21 protein-coding genes and 1 pseudogene are annotated in these 22,384 nt (G+C 44.0%); 9 read left to right on the forward strand and 13 right to left on the reverse strand.

Annotation, left to right across the window (positions count from 1 at the left end):
- Positions 1–512: 512 nt before the first annotated feature.
- The 5 genes and pseudogenes from BK120_RS05685 to BK120_RS05705 all read right to left on the reverse strand — a co-directional run.
- Positions 513–1,172 (reverse strand): annotated as a pseudogene (locus BK120_RS05685) (3-hydroxyacyl-CoA dehydrogenase); the annotation flags it as partial.
- 177 nt (positions 1,173–1,349) lie between these two features.
- The gene (locus tag BK120_RS05690; RefSeq protein WP_076266502.1) at positions 1,350–1,769 is read right to left on the reverse strand and encodes a MarR family winged helix-turn-helix transcriptional regulator; all 420 of its coding nucleotides are present in this window, start codon (positions 1,767–1,769) and stop codon (positions 1,350–1,352) included.
- 68 nt (positions 1,770–1,837) lie between these two features.
- Positions 1,838–2,572, reverse strand: coding sequence for an SDR family NAD(P)-dependent oxidoreductase (locus BK120_RS05695; protein ID WP_076266503.1), 735 nt, complete (start codon positions 2,570–2,572; stop codon positions 1,838–1,840).
- 115 nt (positions 2,573–2,687) lie between these two features.
- On the reverse strand, positions 2,688–3,494 hold the full coding sequence (locus BK120_RS05700; protein WP_076266504.1) for an SDR family NAD(P)-dependent oxidoreductase: 807 nt from the start codon (positions 3,492–3,494) through the stop codon (positions 2,688–2,690).
- A 260-nt stretch (positions 3,495–3,754) separates the two neighbouring features.
- Positions 3,755–4,705, reverse strand: coding sequence for an alpha/beta hydrolase (locus tag BK120_RS05705; RefSeq protein WP_076266505.1), 951 nt, complete (start codon positions 4,703–4,705; stop codon positions 3,755–3,757).
- A 97-nt stretch (positions 4,706–4,802) separates the two neighbouring features.
- On the opposite strand from BK120_RS05705, the gene BK120_RS05710 reads away from it, so the two are divergent.
- Complete coding sequence (locus BK120_RS05710; RefSeq protein WP_076266506.1) at positions 4,803–5,525, forward strand: DUF4386 domain-containing protein; 723 nt, start codon at positions 4,803–4,805, stop codon at positions 5,523–5,525.
- Between the two features lie 5 nt (positions 5,526–5,530).
- On the opposite strand, the gene BK120_RS05715 is transcribed toward BK120_RS05710, so the two are convergent.
- Positions 5,531–6,115: a Crp/Fnr family transcriptional regulator gene (locus BK120_RS05715; protein WP_076266507.1), complete on the reverse strand. Its 585-nt coding sequence runs from the start codon at positions 6,113–6,115 to the stop codon at positions 5,531–5,533.
- 86 nt (positions 6,116–6,201) lie between these two features.
- A complete protein-coding gene (locus BK120_RS05720) occupies positions 6,202–7,308 on the reverse strand; it encodes an MFS transporter (RefSeq protein WP_372238956.1) in 1,107 nt (368 codons plus the stop codon).
- Between the two features lie 290 nt (positions 7,309–7,598).
- Here BK120_RS05720 and BK120_RS05725 point away from each other — a divergent pair, with 290 nt between their 5' ends.
- A complete protein-coding gene (locus tag BK120_RS05725) occupies positions 7,599–8,195 on the forward strand; it encodes a TetR/AcrR family transcriptional regulator (protein ID WP_076266509.1) in 597 nt (198 codons plus the stop codon).
- A gap of 93 nt (positions 8,196–8,288) precedes the next feature.
- Here the strand turns inward: BK120_RS05725 and BK120_RS05730 are convergent, their stop codons facing one another.
- A complete protein-coding gene (locus tag BK120_RS05730; RefSeq protein ID WP_076266510.1) occupies positions 8,289–9,788 on the reverse strand; it encodes a DHA2 family efflux MFS transporter permease subunit in 1,500 nt (499 codons plus the stop codon).
- 229 nt (positions 9,789–10,017) lie between these two features.
- Between BK120_RS05730 and BK120_RS05735 the strand changes: the two genes are divergently transcribed.
- Positions 10,018–10,629, forward strand: coding sequence for a TetR/AcrR family transcriptional regulator (locus tag BK120_RS05735; RefSeq protein ID WP_076266511.1), 612 nt, complete (start codon positions 10,018–10,020; stop codon positions 10,627–10,629).
- Between the two features lie 107 nt (positions 10,630–10,736).
- Here the strand turns inward: BK120_RS05735 and BK120_RS05740 are convergent, their stop codons facing one another.
- From BK120_RS05740 to BK120_RS34525, 4 genes are all read right to left on the reverse strand, one after another.
- Complete coding sequence (locus BK120_RS05740) at positions 10,737–11,234, reverse strand: DUF2798 domain-containing protein (protein WP_076266512.1); 498 nt, start codon at positions 11,232–11,234, stop codon at positions 10,737–10,739.
- Between the two features lie 73 nt (positions 11,235–11,307).
- Complete coding sequence (locus BK120_RS05745) at positions 11,308–11,880, reverse strand: TetR/AcrR family transcriptional regulator (protein WP_076266513.1); 573 nt, start codon at positions 11,878–11,880, stop codon at positions 11,308–11,310.
- 89 nt (positions 11,881–11,969) lie between these two features.
- Positions 11,970–12,800, reverse strand: a complete 831-nt coding sequence (locus BK120_RS05750; RefSeq protein ID WP_083681648.1) for a helix-turn-helix domain-containing protein — start codon at positions 12,798–12,800, stop codon at positions 11,970–11,972.
- A complete protein-coding gene (locus BK120_RS34525; protein WP_083681650.1) occupies positions 12,797–13,114 on the reverse strand; it encodes a hypothetical protein in 318 nt (105 codons plus the stop codon). The genes BK120_RS05750 and BK120_RS34525 overlap by 4 nt, the downstream gene beginning before the upstream one ends.
- Before the next feature lie 152 nt (positions 13,115–13,266).
- On the opposite strand from BK120_RS34525, the gene BK120_RS05755 reads away from it, so the two are divergent.
- Positions 13,267–14,022 (forward strand): SDR family NAD(P)-dependent oxidoreductase, encoded by a 756-nt coding sequence (locus BK120_RS05755; protein ID WP_076266514.1) that lies wholly within the window; start codon positions 13,267–13,269, stop codon positions 14,020–14,022.
- A gap of 185 nt (positions 14,023–14,207) precedes the next feature.
- Here BK120_RS05755 and BK120_RS05760 read toward each other — a convergent pair whose 3' ends face one another.
- Positions 14,208–14,954 carry a glycoside hydrolase family 16 protein gene (locus BK120_RS05760; protein ID WP_076266515.1) on the reverse strand — a complete coding sequence of 249 codons (747 nt, stop codon included), beginning with the start codon at positions 14,952–14,954 and terminating at the stop codon, positions 14,208–14,210.
- Positions 14,955–15,101: 147 nt separating this feature from the next.
- On the opposite strand from BK120_RS05760, the gene BK120_RS05765 reads away from it, so the two are divergent.
- The 5 genes from BK120_RS05765 (at position 15,102) to BK120_RS05785 (ending at position 22,227) form a co-directional block, all read left to right on the forward strand.
- Entirely contained in the window at positions 15,102–16,022 is a 921-nt protein-coding gene (locus BK120_RS05765) for an ABC transporter permease (RefSeq protein WP_076266516.1), read from the forward strand.
- Positions 16,023–16,040: 18 nt separating this feature from the next.
- Positions 16,041–16,925, forward strand: a complete 885-nt coding sequence (locus BK120_RS05770) for a carbohydrate ABC transporter permease (RefSeq protein WP_076266517.1) — start codon at positions 16,041–16,043, stop codon at positions 16,923–16,925.
- Between the two features lie 79 nt (positions 16,926–17,004).
- Positions 17,005–18,669: an extracellular solute-binding protein gene (locus tag BK120_RS05775; RefSeq protein WP_076266518.1), complete on the forward strand. Its 1,665-nt coding sequence runs from the start codon at positions 17,005–17,007 to the stop codon at positions 18,667–18,669.
- Positions 18,670–18,813: 144 nt separating this feature from the next.
- The gene (locus BK120_RS05780) at positions 18,814–20,652 is read left to right on the forward strand and encodes a sensor histidine kinase (RefSeq protein ID WP_076266519.1); all 1,839 of its coding nucleotides are present in this window, start codon (positions 18,814–18,816) and stop codon (positions 20,650–20,652) included.
- Positions 20,653–20,655: 3 nt separating this feature from the next.
- Complete coding sequence (locus BK120_RS05785; protein WP_076266520.1) at positions 20,656–22,227, forward strand: response regulator transcription factor; 1,572 nt, start codon at positions 20,656–20,658, stop codon at positions 22,225–22,227.
- Positions 22,228–22,384: the final 157 nt, after the last annotated feature.

Below are 22,384 nucleotides of genomic sequence, written 5' to 3' on the forward strand. Positions count from 1 at the left end.
GAAAAAGAACATTTGACAAACTGTAAATCCATGTGATAAGATAAGAGTGTAGATAAGATGTAATAAATCTGCGAACTTTGTATAAAATGATCAGTGGTTCATTAATATTAACATAGTCCTTCTTTGTGCGCAATTTATTTTATATAGTTGGCCCCGGCAGCGTCTGCCGGGGTCTTTTTAATTTAGCTCATAACATCCCAAGACCATTTCTCTAACGAACTGTATGATGCTTATTATGCAGAAAACGGCTTCCGTTCCATTTTAACGAATCTTATTAACGTTATTGCATGCTTTGTAACGTGTTATGAGCTGCTTTTCTCGAAATAACGATTCTGGGGTTCGTTACAATTTTAATCCACTACAAATGGTTAAAATAAGACCTGCTAGGTTCGTAAGCTGTGAATATGCTAAGGGGAGGAGATCATTCTGCCTACGCTTCATAAAAAATAGGAGCTGCTCCAAGCGTAGATAAATCTACTTGGGACAGCTCCTTTTCTTTTGTAAAAATAGAACTAACTTTTCAAAAAATCCGGTTTAATGAAATTAGGATTCGGATATTTATAAAATCCTTCTCCGGTAGCTCTTCCAAGCTTTCCTTTATCTACGTACTCTGACTTCAATAGCGTAGCCACTTTCTCAAAATTTTGATCACCTGTAGCCTGCGCTTTTGCAAGTCCGATATTGTAAGCGGTATTGATGCCTACAACGTCCAAGATGGCAAACGGGCCTAGTGGTGCTCCTGTTGCTACCATCCATGTTTTATCAATCGTTTCTACATCAGCAACTTCTTTGACTAGGAGCAACTGCGCAGCTTCCAATAGAGGAACTAATAAAGAATTCAAAATATAACCTGGCTGTTCTTTATGTAAAGGCAAAGCAACCATTCCGATGGCTTTCGCAAACGCAATAACTTCATCGAATACCTTCATATCTGTTCCCGGATGCCTCATGATTTCCGCCGTATTGTTTTTCCAAATTTCATTTGCAAAATGCAGCGCTAGAAACTTTTCCGGACGAGCTGTTGCATCCGCAAATTGGCTTGGCAATAAAATTGAAGAGTTTGTTGCAAAAATCGTTTTGGCAGGAGCAGCCTCTCCCAACTTCTTGTAGAAATCAATTTTCATTTGTACGACCTCAGGTATAGCTTCAATGACAAGATCGGCATCAACGATCATTATCAATTTGCTACAATTAAAGAAATAAGCATAAACGAGAACATGCCTAAGAGCGTCCTTTGGACCGTCTTAGGCATGTTTTAAATAATAGGCAGCTCGCAAGGCTTACCTATCCTCTTTTTAACAAACACCAGTACGATTCACCGCAACCACAATCGTACGTAAACAGAAAATCTAGTCCTCACTATTCAGCTTACTATACAGGTTGGCTAGCTGCTCCCGCTCCTGCTCGGTCAATTTATCTAATAAATTTGTACGCAGCCTTTGCCCCTCCAGCTGTGCTCTTTTAAGAATATCTGCGCCTTTGTCGGTAATGCCCAAATAAATAATTCGACGATCAGACTCATCCATTAATCTGACGACTAATTTCTTGGCAACAAGTTTTTCCGATAAATAACTAAGCGTTGGCGGGGTAAGCCCTAATATTTTTGCAATGTCCGATGGCCTGCTCTTTCCGTTTTGTTTAAGATGGCCGAGCACAAGCACATGAGAAACACCTAAGTCCTCATTGAATGACTTGTTCCACTGAATAATCATTTTATTGGTGAACTTATCCATGTTATGTATGAGATTAAAGATGGTTTGCTCTTCCATAAAGACCTCCTTGGCGCACATAAATGACAGCCCTTAATTAAAATTAAGGGCTGTCATCATATTACACATTATTGAGCTGAGTATCCACCATCAATGACTAACTCAGATCCTGTAATATACGAAGAATCATCAGAAGCTAAGAACAGCGCTGCTTGGGCAATATCGTCAGGTTGGCCTAAACGCTGTAGAGGTGTGGCCTGGATTAAGCGGTCCAACAGGTCCTTTGAGGTGCTTAAAGCTTGTGTCATTGGTGTTTCAATGATCCCAGGAAATAGTGCGTTTACCCGAATGCCTTGACGGCCAAAAGCTGTAGCCGCCGCTTTAGAGATCGCGCGAACCGCACCCTTAGAGGCTGAATAGTGATTAAAGCCTTGGCCGATCAAAGCCGTGTACGAAGAAATATTAACGATGGAGCCTTTCTTTTGGGCTGCCATATAGGGAGTGACATGCTTCATCCCGGCAAATGGGCCAAACCCATTAATGGAGAGCATTTTCTGCCAATCCTCGATATTGATTTGCTCGTATGGTTTTTCAGAAGAGATGCCTGCGTTGTTGACGAGAATATCAATTTTACCAAAACGATCATGAACATCCTTTGCAAGCGCCTGCCAATCATCATCAGAGGCAACATTCAATTTCATTCCGTAAACATTCTGTTTTTGACTTGCCATTTCAAGAGCTGCCTCATTAATGTCTGCGGCAATAACGATAGCTCCTTCTTGTGCAAATAGATTAACCATATGTTCGCCTATACCCGATGCCCCGCCAGTAATGATTGCTACTTTATTGTCCAATTTCCCCATATTGCATACTCCTCACGTAATTTGATTGATCTGCTATTTGTTCCTATCATTAATACCGCATCGCGAATTTCTATTATTCATGTCAGCATACTTTGGCTAGCCGCTTCAGCTGTTATTAATGCTGTGCCAATTTCATATATTGCTCAAAATCAGGGACGGATGGGTTTGCAATATAATGCCCTCCCTCAACCTGAATCGTCTGTCCAGTAATAAATCTGGATTCATTTGAAGCCAGGAACAGGACGGTATGTCCAATATCATCCGGTTCTCCGTGATAAGGCAGTGCGTTATATTTAGCGAAGATATCCAATACCTCCGAGGGCATATTATTTTTAGCAGCCGGCGTCAAAATCAATCCAGGTGCTACTGCATTACAACGAATGTTATTCTTCCCATATTGGGTAGCGATATATTTGGTAAGATTTATAACACCGGCCTTCGAAGCTCCGTATGCAACCCGAACTGCATCTCCATGAAAACCCGCCATGGAAGCTGTATTAATAATCGAACCTCCACCAGCTTGAATCATATGCGGGATAGCAAATCTGCAGCCGAGTAAAACACTCTTTAAATTAACATTCATAAGCCGATCCCACTCATCCAGATCAACATTAACAACATCTATATCCTTCTTCAGGTTTGTCGAGCCAACATTGTTGAACAGGCTTGTGATTTTACCATATTGTTGTACCGTAAATTCAACTGCTTCCTTAATGGACACTTCGTCCCCGGCATCAAGAAATACGCTTACGGCTTCGCCGCCTTGGATTTTAATATTTTCGGCAGCTTCTTTTGCCCCCTCAGCATTAAAATCGGCAATGACTACTTTTGCTCCCTCTTTTGCCATCAAGTTAGCTGCGGACAAGCCTATGCCTGAAGCTCCTCCAGTGATAAGCGCCACTTTCTCGTTCATTCTTCCCATTATTCGTAAACCCCTTCCTTAGAGACACTCACGATAAAGTAATATGATCGCATTGTATTTAGACGTCTAACTATTCGATGTCTAAATACTATCAAATTAATAATTATCGTGCAAGGGTACAATTTGGTATCGAAAATACGCAAGAAAAATAGCGACAAACGCCATCGCGATAAAATCGTACAGCCTATAAACGCATATCAGCCCTTTTGCATTCCGCAAAAAGGGCTTTTTTAAGTCGATATGAATAGTTGTTCTACTTATTATTCGTTCTCTATTGTTTTCAAAAAAGATAGCACCGCAGCATTCATCTGCTCTAGCCCCGGCTGTTCAATTGGAAAATGGCCTGCCCCTTCTAAAGCTACATATTCCTTTTTACTTTTTATTTTTTCAAAAAATGGTTTGCTGAAGCTATACGGAGTCATAGGATCCAATTGAGGATGGACGAGCAAAACCGGACAAACATCAAAATGCTCAGGTTTTATTGCCGGTTTCATATTTAAGAACGTTCTTAATAAGCGCAAAGGGATATTCGTGCCTGCAGCATGAGCATCATTCATAATAAGCTTGGTCAACTCGACATTGTTCGTAATTAATTTCATACGAGATACACGATTAACAGAGATATGTAAGGAATCTAACAGATTAGGAAAACTGTCCATCAAAAATTTCCCCAACCGGCTAATGAGTTTGTTAGGAGCTAATTGATCACGAACGCTGGAATCACACGTATCAACAAATGTTGTTGCAATTAATCCTTTCACTTGCTTACTCTGTACAGCGGTGTGATAAGCTAACATGCCTCCTATACTAGTGCCCAGCAAAATAATCGGTTTACCGTCCCGCTTCAATTCCTCATCAATTAACGCAGTAAGTATGTCAATCCAAAGCTGATAATCTAATTGTTTTGCCGATTTTGCATAGCTTAAGCCATACGGCGGCAGATCCGGCGATACCACTTCATAACCGTATGTTTGCAGTATTCGTGCATATGGGGCCAGCAATCTTCCATTCCCGCCAGCGCCATGGATGAAAATAATTTTTAATTTTGCATCCGGAGCAGGCATTCGATCCAGATGAATATGAACATTGTTATAAGTCATCCATTCTTCTTTTGGCAATCCGTTTTCATTTATCTGCATTTCTTCAGGAAAAAACTTCTGATATTGCTTCCAGTAATCCACCGATTGATTATAGGTTTGAGGCGTATTCATGAATTTAAAAATCCCTCTTCCTTGATTTAAGTCAATGACCGGTCATAATCCTCCTAGTTAAAATGAAAACAATACAGGATCTATAGGAGGCTTTCTTATGACTTTCACCGTACAAGAAAAATCAAATCAGCAAACTGCTGCACTAACGGCTGGCATTTCACTCATCATCATGACTCTTGCCTCATTTTTTTCCTATGGCTTTGTCCATGGGAGCCTTGTTGTGGAAGGCGATGCCAGCGCGACATTCAACAACATCGTATCATCAAATAGCCTTTTCAAAGGTGAAATCTTTGGCTGGGTCATCATTATGATTTCTGACATTCTAGTCACCTGGGCTTTTTATGTGTTCCTAGAGCCATTGAATAAGAGCCTTTCATTGCTAGGTGCATGGCTCCGTCTTACTTATACGACAATACTCGGAATTGCCATTCTAAACTTGATCCTTGTATGGCTGCTCTCGAAAAATACAGACCAGTTGGTCTCATTTAATATCGAACAGACGCAATCTCTTATGATGCTTTTTCTTGAGGCATTCCAATCGATTTGGTCTATTGGCTTGGTCGTTTTTGGCGGGCATTTGTTCATTGTGGGCTATGTGGCTTTAAAATCAAACCGTATTCCTAAAGTAATCAGCATTCTACTGCTGCTTGCTTCAATGGGCTATATCGTCGTTCACCTTAGCAAAACGTTTCTTTCACAATACGATGGGGTAATTGATGTACTTAACGTCGTATTTATGGCGCCAATGATTGCAGGAGAGCTAGGCTTTGGAATTTGGCTGCTGCTCAGAGGAGGGAAACTTCCCAGAAGTGAAAGATAGCTTCCTTAACTATCGCTGGTGTTGACCCGTTTCTTGATTCTGCTTAATGACTCTGGCGTTATGCCAAGATAGCTTGCCAATTGATGTTGGGGCACACGATCAACGAGATGAGGCCTTTTTCGTAATAGCGCTTTGTAGCGTTCTTCAGGTGCAGAGGCAATGAATGATGTCAACTCATCTTGTACCTCACCCAGATTTTCTTCTACCATTATGCGTACCATTGATTCAAGTTGTAAGTGTTTATTAAACATGCCTTTTTCATCACCGAGCTCCCCAACCACCAATACACAATCTTCAAGGCAAGTTAAGGTATACGCGGACGGTTTATCTTGCTGATGACGATTGAAGATCGATACGGCTTGCTCTTCAGTGAAAAAATTCGATGTAACCTCTTTTCCCGCTTCATCTATTAAGTACTGTCTGACAATGCCCTTCAGCACGAAATAACACTTTGTGGGAACATCTCCTTGTCTAAGGAGTACTGTTCCCTTTTTATATTCCTCGACAAGGATGTCATCGACAATAGCCTGTTGTTCCCCATCGCTAAGAGACGTAAATTTAGTCATATACTTAAACAATATGCTTTTCATCTCGTTATCCTTTCATCAGTACCGCTTTACGGTTCAGCATATCATCTAGAAAGTGAATTTTAAAGCGCACCTTCCCTCAAAATAAGTCAAAGCGCCTCGCTTGCTGCAACCTTATTATTGGGGATTCGAAGCTTCCGTTTATGGGTCGTAAATAATATGAAGTACCCCAGCGTTACAAGGATACAGATTAGAATGTCAACGGCAATCAGGTTCTGATAACTTCCAAAATAATCGAAAGATAAGCCTCCAATTAAAGCTCCCACTATACCGCCTCCCTGGTGGAATAGAAGAAGGACTCCCGTATGTTTTCCTTTCCCTTTCGCAAATTCATTAATGACAAGGATTCCTCCCGGTACTGCGGTTAAATAAGTAATTCCAAACGCGATTGCAAATACAATGGGCGAGCTTCCCAAGTGCATAAAGAGGAAAACAAAACCCAAAATACGTATGCCATACAATATGGACATCATCATTAATTTATTGTATCGATCCAGAAAATAGCCGCAAATGAGAGCCCCCGTAATTTCCATAATTCCAAGTATACTCATGGATAAGGCGATCATGCTTGGTGACACTTCTGCCAACTGATGTATAGCTACCAAGTTCATTTCGACGGAACCCATATTAATACCGCAGGTGAACAGCGCAATAGCGACCACGACAAAGATAGGAAGATGGACAAATTTCTTGGGTGGTGTTGTTTCTTTAAGCGGCATATCATGCTCCTCGATCACTACTGGACGATCGGTTTGAGCTTTTTTTATATTTTGCTGTTGAGAGCTCTTAATTCCCAGCCAAATAACAGGTAATGTCACAACAATTCCTAGGGCAAAAGAAGCCATAAAGGCATCCTTCCAAGTCAGCCATCCCGCGGATACAAAAATTGGCGTAATAATCGCTAATCCTACAGAGGAAGCACTCCCAAGCAGTGCCATTGCTTTAGCACGATGATGCTTAAACCATTCAAACATCAATATATAACTTGTCGTCAGCCCAATACCAGCTAAACCAGAGATTACACCATACCCAATGAAAAACAAGATAGGCTGGTTCCCTAACACGACAACGCCAGTACCCAAAGTACTCAAGACTGCACTTATAAACAATATCCTTTTTGCACCGTAACGATCTACAAGCCAGCCTCCCAAAGGGGCGCATATCGCTGTAATTAATAAATTTGTCGACCATGCCATCGAAATAAATCCCCTGCTAATCTGTAAATCCATTGCTATTTGCACCTGAAAAAAGACATGCTGAACCTAGTCAATGCACCAATAAATCCAATAATCCAAAGACACCCTAATCCAATCCATGCATAGCTGGATTCCTTAAACCATGTTGTGTCCATTATCGTTTCACCCCTGTCGCTCATAAAAGATACCGTTCGGTATCTTTTATGATAACATAGATGGTATGTTTTGCAAGAGTGCAAATTCGTTTGATATACTACGTGTACAAATACAGTTACGAACGGGGGATGACGATGGAGAAAGGTGAAAAGACACGCCATTACATCATAACGAAAGCCGCTGAACTTTTTAACCAAAAGGGATATTCGGGCTCATCCTTATCTGATATAACAGAGCTGACAGGCATTAAGAAAGGCGGCATATATCGTCATTTTTCCAGTAAAGATGAGATTGCATATGAAGCTTTTAGTTATGCCGGGCGTATTGTTGGGGCTCAGCTTGCTCATGCAATCAGTCAGCAGGAAACGGCCTCTGGCAAGCTGCTGGCATATTTAAATATATACGAGAAAGTCGTTGAAGCGCCTCCCTTCATCGGGGGCTGTCCGCTCCTCAACACCGCTATCGAAAGCGACGACAGTCATCCAGGCCTACGCGAGAAAGCCCAGCAAGCATTGCAAGGTACGCTGGAAGCCAAAAGAAAAATTATATCCGAAGGTGTGCAAAGCGGTGAGTTCAAAGAAGACCTTGATATAGAGGCGCTGGCTACCTTCTCCCTTTCCATCATGCAGGGCGGCATTATGATGAGCAAGCTTGAAGGCAATAATCGGCATATCCGGATGAATATTAAGAGCTTTGCTGCTTATTTAAAAAACTTGCGCGAATCCAGTTAGTTGATTTCAAGCCAAAAAAGAGCCTCGTGAGTAGTCACGAGGCTCTTCTTAATAATTTGTAATGAGCAAACATTTAGGAACTACCGTTATTCCTTACGCCTCAACAGCCGTTTTTCGGTTCAGAGCTATTTTAGTTTCTTCTACTTCCTCAGCTTGCCCTACACGCTTAATGAAGAAGGAAAGCACCAGACCTACTACTCCGATTCCAATGATGACAAGATAAGCATCATTAATACCTTGAATAGAAGCCTCCATCATAATATGCTCCTTCGAAAAATTAGCCGCGTCGCCTGCTGCAGACATATCTATAAGATGTGCTTTTGTACGGCTAGCCATAACCGTAACAAGCAGTGAAGTACCTATCGCGCCAGCTACCTGCTTGATGGTATTGGATATCGCAGTACCGTGCGCATTTAGTCTTGCTGGCAGTTGGTTGAGACCAGCCGTAGTGATTGGCATCAGGAACATTGCCATACCGAAGCGGCGTCCTGTGGACATCAGCACTAAATACGTATAGCTAGTCGAATCGGTCAGATTAACGAAGCCGATCGTTGTGATAATCGTAATAGCCATACCGATAATGGACAGCCATTTTGCTCCAAACCGGTCGAATAGCTTTCCTGTTATCGGCATCATAAGTCCCATTAGAAGCGCACCAGGGAGCATAAGCAGCCCTGACTCCAAAGCGGTGTATCCACGTGCACTCTGCAAATAGAGCGGAAGCAGCATCATATCTGCATACATGACCATGGTTACAGCAATATTAATAATGGTGGTAAGAGAAAACATGCTGTATTTAAACGCTCTTAGATCAAGAAGCGGATCCTTCGAAATCAGCTGTCTCCATGTAAATAAAATCAAGGAAACCACACCAATAACAATCGATGCAATCACTTCCGCGCTTGACCAGCCTTTGCTTCCAGCACTGCTGAAGCCATAAAGAACGGTACCAAAACCGACTGTTGACAGAATGACACTCAAAATATCAATTTTAGGATAAGTTCGTTCAGCTACATTTTTCAGAAAAATATAAGCAACCACAATAATGAGGACGACAATTGGAAGCATTCCATAAAACATCGTACGCCATGAATAATGCTCCATGACATAACCAGCAACTGCAGGTCCGATTGCAGGAGCAAAAATAATAGACAATCCAACCATTCCCATGGCAGCTCCGCGCTTATCCGGAGGAAATACGGTCAAAATAACATTCATTAACAGCGGCATAATAATCCCCGCCCCAGCAGCTTGAATAAGGCGGCCAGTTAGCAAAATGTCGAAGTTAGGCGCAACTGCCGAAACAATCGTACCGACGAGAAAAATGATCATGGAAGACTGAAACAGCTCACGGGTCGTAAAGCGCTGCATTAGGAATGCAGTGATTGGAATAAGTACCCCGTTAACCAGCATGTATCCGGTTGTCAGCCACTGCGCTGTAGACGCCTCAATGCTAAAGTCAATCATCAACTCTGGCAGCGCAACGCTCATTATCGTCTGATTCAGAACTGCGATGAACGCACCCAGTATCATGACAAACAATAAGGGACCTTTCTTAATTGAATTACTGTCAAAAGCTAAACTTGTACTCATGATGTTCAATCCCTTCAAATTGTTCGTGAATTTAATAAACACTTTGTAGTATAATAAACTCAATGTAAAAGATTATAATTACATCGCGCCTAATTTACAAACTACAGATTTTTTGAAAATGTTTATTAGTTTACAGATCATCAGATTCTGTCGTCTATACCGAGAATAAACTACATAAAGAACTATACTTGTAGTTTAAATAATCTGTAGGGAAAGGAAATGAGTACCTATGTCAACTACCTCACCGCGAATGGATCCACGTGTACTTCGCACGCGTCAATTGATTCGAGACGCCTTTGTAGATTTGCTGCAGGAGACGGATCTAGAAAAAATAACTGTGAATCGTATTGCAGAACGCGCGACCATCAATCGTGTTACTTTCTATCTTCATTACCGAGATATTCCGGAAATGCTTGAGAGATTATCAGACGACATGATTAATGAAATACATACTATTCTTCATGATATTCGAAATCAGCCTCGTTCTACTGATTTGGATTGGTCCATTCTGCTTAAAGTGCTCGAGCATATTGCTGAGAATTCTAAGTTTTATAAGGTTCTGCTCGCTTCGCAGCGCATACCAATCTTCACGGATAAGCTTTCGAATTTAATTGTTGATCTTATCACCAGCAGAAGAGAGTACCAAAACACCAACTCATCTAAACCGGCGGTAATCGTATCCAAAGATATTGCAATCTGGTACGGCTCCTCCGCCTTTATTGGTACAATTGTCTGCTGGCTTCGCAATGATATGCCTTATACGCCGCTTTTTCTTGCCAAGCAGCTCTCTCAGCTGTTCCGTTTGCATCAAAATACGGACCAGCGCGTAGATCTGGAATAACTTCTCCGAAAACATAAATAAGCTCTCAGTCGAACGTATCAGTTCTACTAAGAGCTTATTTATATTTTCAGTAGTGTTGCTTTACATGCTATATGGTTGCGGTGACATCAACATTCCATCGTTTTTTTGTCTTGGACAGCATGTAGCTTTACCATTGCTAATCGCGCAATCGGTTGAATAACTAAGCTCTCAGCGATTAGTACAATTAAGAAGTTCCTTGGCCAGTTGGTTAAGAAGTTGCTAAAAATTTCTGAACTAAAACCGTTTCCTACAATATGACCAATAAGCGTCATACAAGCTGACATTCCTAGTACAGTAAATAAGATACGGAACATAATTTTGGAATTAAAGCTATCCGTGGGATCAGTAAATTTATCAACCAATTTTTCAGCGATACGGCCAATAAACACAGGCTCCAAAATCATGACAATAATCCACATGATCGGCAGCGTTTTAAGAATCATGAAGGCAACTTCTGCATTAAATTCTCGGGAAGCTAAAACTATATTTAATGACGTCATAAACAGAACGGTCAATGTACAAATAATTGCACCATACAATGCTCCCTCTTTTCCGTTTCTCGGCAATCTTGTTTCTAAGTTCATTCTCTTCTTCCTTTCAAAAAACTTTTCTTTGTTTAATCATTCGATAAATACAGATCAGGTACAGTCAACATAACTAATTTTCTGTATTAAAGGTCTTCAATACATTTGGCAACATTCTAGCGATCGTTTTTAAGGGATCTGATGATTTTTGCGTTAAACAAAGCAGCATAGCACCTTCGATTGTAGCAGTCATCATCAATGCAATAGCAGCAGCTGACTCATCAGAATAATCTTCAGCTACAAGTTTCGCATAGTAAATATGTTGAATATTTTCATACAGCACACTGCATGCTTTTCGGACAGGCTCACTCACTGTGCCCATTTCACTGACAATACTGCTAAATGTATAACCGGTAATCGTACCGTCAGTTTCTAAGTTGTGAATTAGTTTTTCGATCATGCCTTGTGTGGCTTCTATGGTTGATGGATACCTTCTAAAAATATTTTCGATATCTGTCGTAATGGCTTCGTTTAAAGCTTGCAAACAAGCAATTAACAGCTCTTCTTTACCATTTGGAAAATGATGATACAGCGCTCCTTTTGTAACGTTGCAGACTTTTAAAATTTCATTTAGACCTACACTTTTGTATCCCTTTTGCTGAAATAGGACGGTAGCCTTCTCGATGATTAGCGATTTTGTATTCAATTTAAAACATCTCCCCCAAAAACATACCGACTGGTCTGTTTGGTATTATAACAAAATATTTATCCCCGATGTAAGTGTTTTTTTACACTTCATTCCGAATATTTTTGCGCCGGACGCCTTTCGCTCTTCCGATATGCCTTCGGCGACATGCCATTCCACTTTTTAAATACCTTGTTGAAATAGCTTTGATCGTTGAAATTCAGCCATGCTGCGATATCGGCAATCGGGTAATCGGTCAATGTGAGCAGCCTCTTCGCTTCCTCAATCCGTTCACGCTGGACATACTCGGAAATAGTCAGTCCAACCTCCTTCTTGAATAGGCTCGACAAGTAGTTGGGGCTAAGATTCGCACTCTCGGCTAGCCGTTCAAGAGTAATGTCACCGTATAAATGGTTAGCGATTTCGTGAAGACTATCCTGTATTGCAGGTGAGTAGTGGCCCCGGCGAACCTCCGAGACCCGGTCAACGAAGTCGAACAGCACCTCGGTCATGATGGCGCTTATTGCTTGCAGTGTATCCTTCTCTTCCAGCTGCTGAATATAGAAATCACTCAGCGTAAACGCATCCTCCTCGTGCATTCCTCCTTCAATTGCAGCTCGGCAAATCAGGGCGATTCCCGTAATCATCAGGTTCTTCTCGCTTCGAATCCTGCTCCGCTTGGCCAGCACGCCAAACTCGTCCTCGGCAATGATGGATTCCATGACGAATGTTCTTATTCTCTCCCGCTCTCCGCTACGCACATAGTGCAGCATGACACGCTCATGCGACAGGTTGGCGTGCAGCATACCGCTTCGACGTCTTCGCGACAGCTCAGCATCCGGCTCTTTCTTCTCCACAACCGACTCCTGCATCGACATTGCATCCGCTAGAAGACTAATCGACGAATCAACGAGCTGCCTGCGAAGCACATAATAAATCATTCGGCTACATGCGGCTGCTCATTCATGTACGGACCAACGACAAGCGTACCAGTAAGCTGGTTCTCATCCATCGCATTTACAAAAAAATATTGGAGCCGTGATCGGGTAAAATGAACCGGCTGCTCTGCAGCATAAAGCGCATAAGCGTAGCCCGCCACCTGTTCACGAATGGACGTAAAGTAAGGATTAGACTGAAGCGAACGGTCAGCATATTCCGCTTCAATTGTCCGACCCGGATGAATGATAAATACAGGGATTCCAATCACATCAGAGAGAAGCTGGCCAAAAACAACCAGTTCAGAGAGCTTATTCATACGAACCTCCATAGGGTACGATTAAGGTTAAAAAAGAAGATGATAAGAAAGTACTACAAATCGTTGATAAATACAATTTTCAAAAATGAAAGCGCATTACAATGAAGAAAGCAAAGATCCTTTGCTATTACACTCGAAAGGGATGAACTCATATGTTGGAAAATAAAATAGCTATCGTTACTGGAGCAGGAAGCGGCATCGGCCGTGCAAGCAGCTTGAAAATGGCCAGCAACGGCGCAACGATTGTCGCTGTTGATTTTAATCAGGAATCCGGTCAAGAGACGGTTCGAATGATTCAGGAACAGGGCGGCGAAGCCATCTTCGTACCGGCCGACGTGTCAAAAAGCGAGGATGTTCAGCGTTATGTAAAAGCGGCCGTCGATACTTACGGACGTATCGATATTTTCTTCAACAATGCCGGCGTTGTACAGAAGTTCTCGAAGCTCGCGGATATTGATGAGAACGAGTTCGACCGAATTATGAACGTTAATGTCCGGGGCGTCTTCCTCGGCATGAAATATGTATTAAAGGTAATGGAGGAGCAAGAAAGCGGAACGATCATTAATACCGCTTCGACAGCTGGAGTCAAAAGTGAGCACAGCGCATCCGCTTATTCCGCAAGCAAGCATGCGGTTGTCGGTCTTACGAAAGGTGCGGCAATCGAGTATGTGAAAAAAGGTATCCGTATCAACGGCATTTGTCCAGGTGGTGTGGAAACGGCTCTGACGAAGAGTGTAGAACAGGCTTTCATGTCCGGTGGATATGTACCAGAGGAAGTCGGAAATATGCGAATGGGCCGCTATGCTAAGCCGGACGAGCTGGCGGAGGTCGTCACATTCCTTGCTTCCGATCGCTCCAGCTACATGACGGGCTCCATCGTACTGGTCGATGGTGGGCTGACACTTTAAACGAATGAAAATGCTTTTTTACTGAATTCAAACCGTTCAAAGTATACGCGAGTAAAGTCCCCCCCATCCAGACTATAGCGAAAATAGGGCATTCCCAATACGGGTATGCCCTATTATTCTTGGCTTTACAGTTGTAACTCCGTCTATTCTTCTTCCCCCAAAAATGACCCCAAGCAGCTATTTTTTCAACTTTGATACAGCCATATGTTTGAAACCGTCATGACCGCTGGCAGCGCTGTTTCATCCACCGCCACATTGTCATACCAGCCCCCAACAGCAAGGTTAAGCACCAAATAAAAAGGCTCGTCAAAGGGCATAATGCCCGGCTCCATAGGGCGCTCGGCGAAGCAATGTCCATCTACCAGCCACCTTATGGAGCCAGCATCCCATTCCAGTGAATAATTACGGAATTCGTTAATGGTTCCCTGTTCAAGCTGGTAGGAGAACTCATCGGTAACTTTATGGTCCCAATCCTTCCCATAGTGCAGCGTTCCGGATACTTGCCTCGGCAAGCGGCCTCTAGCCTCCATAATGTCAATCTCGCCAGAGGCAGGCCAAGAACCGTAAGCCTGATGCTGCGGGAGCAGCCATATGGCTGGCCATAACCCCTGTCCTACTGGCAGCTTTGCGCGAACGATAAGCTTTCCATAGCAGAAGGAGAGGTGGTCTTTTGTATCTATGCGGGCCGAGGTGTACGCAAATTGCCGACCGTCTTTTTCAATGGCTTCACGTCGCGCGCATAGGTTTAGCCCCAATTCATCGATATATAGATTGTTAGCATGTCCGGTATAAAACTGCTGTTCCCCATTGCCCCAGCCCGGGTCTATTGGTTTGCCATCGTTATCAAGCAAATCGTTGCCAAGTCGAATGTTCCATGCGCTCAAATCGGTGTTTCTATTTAAAAAATCCTGCTCCCATAAAAGTTTGCCCATCCCATGCACACTCCCTTCATTTATTCACAGCATACTTAATTTTGACGCCCAGTCAAACAAATCCAAAAAAATGGGATAGGGTCAAAAATCATGGCCTTTTTTTCCTAGGTCTATTTTCATACGATGAAAAGGAAGGGGGCGCAGAACATGTTTCAACACAGGACGGGACAAATAAAAACTTTTTTTAGGCAATGGCAATTGCAAAGCATGGTAATCCCAGGCATTATATGGATGTTCATCTTTTGTTATATTCCAATGTTTTGGCTGATTATTGCATTTATGGACTTCAGTATCGCCAAGCCCATGCTGCAATCACCCTTTGTAGGGCTGAAACACTTTCAAGATTTTATTACGGATGACCGTTTTTGGCGCTCGATCCGCAATACGCTAGGGATGAGCAGCATCAAGCTGCTGCTAGGTTTTCCCATTCCCATCTTTTTCGCCCTGATGCTTAATGAAATACGGACGATTCGATTTAAGCGCACAGTACAAACCATTTCATACCTGCCGCACTTTATTGCCTGGACCATTTTTGGCGGCATTATGCTCAATTGGCTGGGCGAGGGCGGTGTCATCAACCAACTGATGATGGCGCTCGGACTGCAGGATCGCGAAATTCTGTTTAATAGTGACGCTAAATATTTTTGGTGGATTACCTATTTCTCCGATACGCTGAAGGAAACGGGCTGGAGTGCCATCATTTATATCGCTGCAATCGCTGGCATTGATCCAGGGCTATACGAGGCAGCTGAGCTCGATGGCGCCAACCGTTGGCAGCGGATGTGGCATATTACCATTCAGAGCATTCGTCCTACCATCGCTATTTTGTTTATCCTCGCTGTCAGCGGGATACTCGGCAGCAACTTTGAACAGATCTTTATGTTGAAGAACAACATGAACATGAAAATGGCCGAAAGCCTAGATTTGTACATCTATAACATGGGCTTGGTATCTGGGCGCCATTCCTTCTCAACAGCCGTCTTATTTGTCCGCTCCATTGTGGCGTTAGGGCTATTATTTTTGGCCAATTACACATCCAAGAAATTAACTGGCGACAGCATTTTTTAAGAAAGGGAGGGCAGATACATGGAAAGACGCAGAAGATTGCGGCGAATTGGCGTATTTGAGGTGTGCAATGCGCTGCTGATGCTGGCAGTTTGCTTCATTACGCTGTACCCGATGTGGTTCGTATTTATAAATTCGCTTAATGCACCGGAGCAAGCCATGCTGGGCACCGTAAACTGGTTTCCAAAGGAATTTTCACTAGCCAGCTACAGTGTTGTATTCAATGATAAAAGTCTAATGCACGGCTTCTACATTACTACGCTGCGCACGGTGATAGGAACAGCGGTACATGTGTTATTTACCGCCATTGTGGCTTATGGAATGAGTAAATCCAACTTAATCGGCCGCAAAATCTATCTCAAAATCGCCTTGATTACAATGTTGTTTTCAGGCGGCTTAATCCCTTCCTTTATTCTGATGACAAAGCTGGGCCTTTATGACAGCTTTTGGGTATTCATCATCCCGGCTATGTACACTTTTTTCAATATGGTTATATTCATGAGCTTCTTCCGCACGATTCCCGATAGCCTAGAGGAATCCGCAAAGGTAGACGGTGCTTCCGATTATGGCGTTCTGTTTCGAATCGTATTGCCTAACAGCATGGCCGTACTGGCTACCATATCGCTTTTCTCAGCCGTCTATCACTGGAATGATTATTATCAGGGCGTAATCTACATTCGCTCGCAGGATCAGCTGCCTATGCAAACCATACTGTACAAAATTATTGCAGAGAACTCCATGTCCTTCATGCAGCAGCAAGCCATGGCTCAATTCGGCGCAAGACTGCCTGGCAACTCCATCAAATTTGCATCGATGATGGTGGCAACGCTGCCAATTCTCGTGTTCTACCCCTTTATTCAGCGCTATCTGGTCAAAGGCGTAATGATTGGCGCGATTAAAGGGTAAGTGCTGTGCGTTTCTCTAAGAATCGTTAGCGAGGCGTATGGGGCCTATAAAAAAACAGTAAAGAAAGGGTGTTCATGTCATGAAGCACAACCTCATCAAGCTAAGCATGGTAATTGTTTTAGCCGTAATACTTACATTAGGCTTGGCCGCGTGTACCAAATCGGAGAATAACGAAAATAAGCCGACCTCAACCCCTGCGGAAAGTACCGAGCAGCCACAAGGCGAATCAACGCCAAGCCCCGAACAGCCTGCTTGGCAGCTGGATACCAGCCCAGTCGAGCTATCTTGGTTCGTAGGCGCATCCTGGTATGCCCACAGCTGGGGAGAGAGCTTGACTTCCAAGTACGTAACCGAAAAAACAGGCGTCAATATTAAGCTCGAAGTACCTTCTGGCGAAGCAAATGAGCATATTACCTTAATGATGACCTCTGGCAAGCTGCCAGACTTAATTTCTATGGGCTCTTGGGAAAACGCTGTCAAGAAACTATGGGAAGGCGACCATGTATATGCTTTAAATGAATTGGCAGAACAGTATGATCCCTACTTCTTCAAGGTGGCGGGAGACGGCACCCTGAAGTGGTATCGTCAAGAAAATGGCAATACGTATGGCATTCCGAATGATTCCTACAGCCCTAATCTCATGCATGAAACAGGCATGACAGCCGCCAACCAAACCTTTTTGGTGAGAAAAGATCTGTATGAGGAGATGGGCAAACCAGATTTGAGTACGCCGGAGGGCTTTCTAAATGCACTGCAGCTGCTCAAGGATAAGTATCCCGAGTATAAAGGCCAACCGATTAGTCCCTTCTTTGCACAGGGGAATGTTCCTTATGGAATGAGTGAATACCTGCAAAATCTACTCGCTGTTCCGCATGAAAAAGACGGCAAAGTCTACGACCGCATTACCGATCCAGATTACCTCGCTTGGCTGAAAACCTTCCGCACAGCATACGAGCGTGGACTGATCAATGTGGATTTCCTAGTGGACTCCGATACGCAAGTAGAGGAAAAAACGAACAACGCCCGCTACTTTATGATGATTCGCGAATGGACGGGAATGACGGCTGTCAATCCGATGCTGGCCGCAAGCGGGAACCCGGATTCCAACTACATTGCAGTAGATGGACCGCAGAACAGTAAGGGTGATTCTGCAAAGCTGTTCCCTGGCAACATGGACGGCTGGATGGTTACAATGATCAGCAAATCAACTAAAAATCCTGAACGTGCTATCCGCTTCCTGACGTACCTAGCCAGTGAAGAAGGCCAACGAGATTTATTCCTTGGCAAGGAAGGCGAGACGTGGGAAATGGTGAGCGGCAAGCCTCAGCTGAAGGCTGAAATGGTGAAATTGCTTGAAACGGATATTGAAAAGTTTGAAAAGGAATACGGCATTATGGATACCTACTGGATGATGCGGAACCCTGTTATTATCAACCAATGGAGACCGGAGAAAGCTCCTGTCATTAAGCAAATGGAGGACTTCGCCAATGCGCAGGCCGATATTGACAGCGGCATCTACAAAGGCTTAGATCCACTGGGTGATTCTGAAGTAGCGGTAGCCTGGTCACGCATCTCTCAAAATTGGGAGGAAGTGCTGCCTGAGCTGATTACGGCTAAGGATGAAGCAGCTTTTGATAAAATCTTTGATAATTTTCTTGCCCGCCGCGTGAGTTACGGTTTCGACAAGGTGATGGAATATCGCCAAGCCGAGCTGGATGTACGAAAAGCAAAAATGGCGGAGTAATTACATCTATACGCTATTTACTGCCGGCTGCCGAAATGGTGGCCGGTATTTCCGGCTTTACTTACACATTTGTAAGTAAAGCCTTGTTACCTACCAGCCGGTTTGTAATATATGGTATATTACGGAGGTAGGGAGGACCGTTAAATGAAGTATATGCTGACCAAAATGAGAAAGCTTTACCGCAATGCCCGCATATCCCAAAAGCTGTTTCTGGCCTTTAGCCTAGTCATTGCAATCCCTGCCATTTTGGTGTCCTTTTTATTTATCCGTATACAGGAAGCCCAGTTATACAAAGACGCTATGGCCACCGGCAGCAGCCATGTCGCACGGCTGAACGAACAGCTGCGCAGCAAAATGGACATGTTTGAAAACGCTTCCTCGACAGCGCTGACTCAAAAGGCATTCGTGGATTTTATTCACTCCAATATGCGCGGGGATGGTCTCCGCCTCGTGAAATTTAAACAAAATCAATTTGAGCAGATGCATAATATCATTGAAAGCCATGAGATGATCAGTGAGCTCAGCTTTTATGTCGATAACCCTAACCTGTTCGAAATTTGGCCTGAAATCTATCATTATGACAAGTTTTGGCCGCAGGATTATTGGGAGACCCTTCGTGATGAAGGCGGCGCAGCATACCGCCTGTTTGCTTTTAAGGATGGCGAGCATACGCTAGCCTATTATCGATTGGTACGGCTTCAGGGTCAACAGAACAAGTTTCCTACCATTATGGAAATCCGTGCCGAGCACAGCGTATTTTTCAACGACCTGCTGGAGGAGAGCGGAGGGGATTTCTTCTCGGTTGTCATGGACGGAACAAATCCTTCCAAAAATATATATAATCCGCAGCATCTATTTTCTCAAACCGCTGGGGAGGGGCTGAATAGTATCCTTGGCAGCATTCATCGGCAGCTGGATGTACTTCAACAGGATAGCCCTATGAAGGTCCAAGTGGGAGATCAAACCTACTACGCGCTTTACCGTTATATCGCTCCACTGAACGCTTATGTTGTAGATATTGCTTCCCATCAAGCACTGATGAAGGGTCCGCGCAGCTGGTATGCCTTTGTGGTAGTCATTGCTTTATGTGTATTGCTCCTGATCATGCTGCTCGTATCGCATACGACCCGCCGCATTTTCCGCCGATTGGACAGCGTGTTATCTTCTATGCGTCAGGTGCGGAAAGGCCAATTGGATGCGAAGATTAATATCGGCCTCGATGAACACGAGACCGGTGATGAAATCGATGAGGTAGCCATCAGCTACAACAAAATGCTGGACGAAATTAGTCGTCTGATGACGCAGGTGGTGGATAAGCAGCTCATTGCCAAAAACGCACAACTGCACTCGCTCCATTCGCAGATCAATTCACACTTCTTGTATAACGCGCTGGAATCCATTCGGATGCTGGCGGAAGTTCAGCAGCAGCCTGCAATCGCCGATGCGCTCGTATCGTTAGGCTCACAGCTGCGCTACAGCATGCAGTGGCGAAGCGATACCGTCGCCCTCCGTGAGGAGCTCGCCAACATCGAAAGCTATATCAAATTCATTAACTTTATGGAGGGTGGCAGCATCGTATTGACGGCGGATCTCCCGCAGGAGGTGCTTCACTATGCTATTCCTAAAATGTGCATGCAGCCCATCGTTGAAAATGCGGTTCATCACGCGGCACCTTTAGGCGGCAGTGTACACATACAAATGACCGTACAAGTCGAGAATGACAGCCAATTACGAATTGAGATACGCGATGACGGTGCGGGTGTTGATCCGAAGATGCTGGCTAGTCTGCAAGCTGTGCTGAGCGGCGATTCAGATACGCCAATTGTGACCAGCAAAAACGGCCTCGGCCTCGAAAACGTGCATAAGCGCCTGCAGCTTCATTATGGCAAGGGCTGCGGTCTTTCAATTGACAGTGTACAGGGTGCTTATACCTGCGTAACCTTACGTTTGCCTTGGGAAAATGTGAATCTTGGAGGATGGTAGGGCATGATCAATATTCTAATTGTAGATGATCAAAAGCACATACGCGATGGCCTGCAGGCCATGCTGCGCCAATTTCCACTGCAGCTTGACGCTATTTATTGTGCCGCTAACGGAATTGAGGCGCTGCACTTATTGCGTCAGCATAACATTCATCTGGTGATTACCGATATTATGATGCCGGATATGGACGGACTGGCGCTAATGGAGCAAACCAAAGAAGAACACCTCAACGTGGATTACCTCATAATTAGCGGCTATAGTGATTTTGCTTATGCCCAGAAAGCCATTGGGCTTGGGGCAAAAGGCTACCTGCTCAAGCCGGTAAAACGGGAGGATCTGCTTACCGCAGTAGAGCATATTGGTCAGGAAATAAAGGCGCGGCAAGCCCTTTCCCGCAATATGGAGCATATGTCCCGCCGCGCTGAGGAGACAGACCGTAAAGAGCTTTGCATGTTTATGCAAGGCGCAGTGAACGATGAGGCATGGATTCGGCAGATTCAGCAGCAAAACCCAAAACTTTGGCACAATTACCGTTTGTGCTTGCTGCGGGAAGAGCTGTGGATTAACCAACCGGGGGCAGACAGTGCCCATAGCATCGAATCTATTGCTTACCGTGTCTATGGCAGCCAAGGATATATATGCCTGCAGCACCGCCCATACCTGATTCTTGCGGTTGATGCGACCACAGATACGAATGCTTTGCCTGCTGCACTTAAGGCAAGTCAGATTGATGCCACAGCGGCTATGACAGGACCTCAGCAAGGCTTAAAAGGGCTTCCCGGCAGCTATACACAGGTACTTGAACTATATCGCCATAGCTACTTGTTCCCTGATAAGAAATGCATCCTACCCGCGCATATAGATAGGCTGGAGTCGCAATGGGAAATTCCCTATGAAGAGCTATATGCCCTGTTTCAGCTTATTGGCACCAAAAACAGCGGGAAAATTGCCCAAGGCATTTCTACGCTATTCCACAAAAATGTGCTGCAGCGTTACCATATAAGGTACACACAGCAGTTATGCAGCGCAACGGTGCAGATGCTGGAGGAGTATGAGCGGGTGATCCGTCCCTACATGGGGGAAGAGGCGCTTGATATCGAATGCTTGCGGAATCTATTCGATTATCCGGGGATTCGAGATTATATTCAGGCGCTGCAGCAGCAGCTGCTTCGGCTGAACCAGTTTTATTATGATTACAAGTGCAGCTATCGCAAAACGCAGGACTTAAATGAAGCCATTCGTTTTATACACGAGTGTTACCATAAGCCGCTGGATCTAGCGATGGTTTCCAACCATGTGTCGCTTAATTACGCCTATTTTTCCAACCTGTTTAAAAAGAATATTGGCAAAGGCTTTGCAGAATACCTGCGCGATGTGCGACTAGATAAGGCCCGCCGCTTGCTAGCCGAAACCGATCATAAAATTATCGAGGTAGCCACCATGGTTGGGTATGAAAGCTACAAAAGCTTTACAAGGGCATTTCGCGATGTTATGAATATGCAGCCCACGGAGTACCGGCAGCTAATGCGGCGGAAGCTTGAAAGAGAAGGAAAATATCAGGGCAAAGCGCTATAAGCCTTCAAAAATAATGAAAATCCAAAAAATTGGGTCATAACAAAAACAAATGGACCTTTCCAGCTGTTTATTGTATTCGATAGAATAAAGGTGCACTCCAATGTAAGCGGTTTCCTCCGAGTACTTACACAATCAATTGCCTCAAAATAAAAGGAGC

Origin of the sequence: Paenibacillus sp. FSL A5-0031, assembly GCF_001956295.1 — a bacterium.
GTDB lineage: Bacteria > Bacillota > Bacilli > Paenibacillales > Paenibacillaceae > Pristimantibacillus.

What these genes read in the sequence shown, in the direction of transcription:
- BK120_RS05700 (WP_076266504.1), bottom strand. Translation starts at nt 3,494, where the DNA reads ATGGGAAGAATGAACGAGAAAGTGGCGCTTATCACTGGAGGAGCTTCA.
- BK120_RS05785 (WP_076266520.1), top strand. Translation starts at nt 20,656, where the DNA reads ATGATCAATATTCTAATTGTAGATGATCAAAAGCACATACGCGATGGC.
- BK120_RS05710 (WP_076266506.1), top strand. Translation starts at nt 4,803, where the DNA reads ATGACTTTCACCGTACAAGAAAAATCAAATCAGCAAACTGCTGCACTA.
- BK120_RS05740 (WP_076266512.1), bottom strand. Translation starts at nt 11,234, where the DNA reads ATGAACTTAGAAACAAGATTGCCGAGAAACGGAAAAGAGGGAGCATTG.
- BK120_RS05735 (WP_076266511.1), top strand. Translation starts at nt 10,018, where the DNA reads ATGTCAACTACCTCACCGCGAATGGATCCACGTGTACTTCGCACGCGT.
- BK120_RS05725 (WP_076266509.1), top strand. Translation starts at nt 7,599, where the DNA reads ATGGAGAAAGGTGAAAAGACACGCCATTACATCATAACGAAAGCCGCT.
- BK120_RS05755 (WP_076266514.1), top strand. Translation starts at nt 13,267, where the DNA reads ATGTTGGAAAATAAAATAGCTATCGTTACTGGAGCAGGAAGCGGCATC.
- BK120_RS05775 (WP_076266518.1), top strand. Translation starts at nt 17,005, where the DNA reads ATGAAGCACAACCTCATCAAGCTAAGCATGGTAATTGTTTTAGCCGTA.
- BK120_RS05690 (WP_076266502.1), bottom strand. Translation starts at nt 1,769, where the DNA reads ATGGAAGAGCAAACCATCTTTAATCTCATACATAACATGGATAAGTTC.
- BK120_RS05695 (WP_076266503.1), bottom strand. Translation starts at nt 2,572, where the DNA reads ATGGGGAAATTGGACAATAAAGTAGCAATCATTACTGGCGGGGCATCG.
- BK120_RS34525 (WP_083681650.1), bottom strand. Translation starts at nt 13,114, where the DNA reads ATGAATAAGCTCTCTGAACTGGTTGTTTTTGGCCAGCTTCTCTCTGAT.
- BK120_RS05715 (WP_076266507.1), bottom strand. Translation starts at nt 6,115, where the DNA reads ATGAAAAGCATATTGTTTAAGTATATGACTAAATTTACGTCTCTTAGC.
- BK120_RS05765 (WP_076266516.1), top strand. Translation starts at nt 15,102, where the DNA reads ATGTTTCAACACAGGACGGGACAAATAAAAACTTTTTTTAGGCAATGG.
- BK120_RS05750 (WP_083681648.1), bottom strand. Translation starts at nt 12,800, where the DNA reads ATGATTTATTATGTGCTTCGCAGGCAGCTCGTTGATTCGTCGATTAGT.
- BK120_RS05705 (WP_076266505.1), bottom strand. Translation starts at nt 4,705, where the DNA reads ATGAATACGCCTCAAACCTATAATCAATCGGTGGATTACTGGAAGCAA.
- BK120_RS05770 (WP_076266517.1), top strand. Translation starts at nt 16,041, where the DNA reads ATGGAAAGACGCAGAAGATTGCGGCGAATTGGCGTATTTGAGGTGTGC.
- BK120_RS05780 (WP_076266519.1), top strand. Translation starts at nt 18,814, where the DNA reads ATGAAGTATATGCTGACCAAAATGAGAAAGCTTTACCGCAATGCCCGC.
- BK120_RS05760 (WP_076266515.1), bottom strand. Translation starts at nt 14,954, where the DNA reads ATGGGCAAACTTTTATGGGAGCAGGATTTTTTAAATAGAAACACCGAT.
- BK120_RS05720 (WP_372238956.1), bottom strand. Translation starts at nt 7,308, where the DNA reads ATGGCATGGTCGACAAATTTATTAATTACAGCGATATGCGCCCCTTTG.
- BK120_RS05730 (WP_076266510.1), bottom strand. Translation starts at nt 9,788, where the DNA reads ATGAGTACAAGTTTAGCTTTTGACAGTAATTCAATTAAGAAAGGTCCC.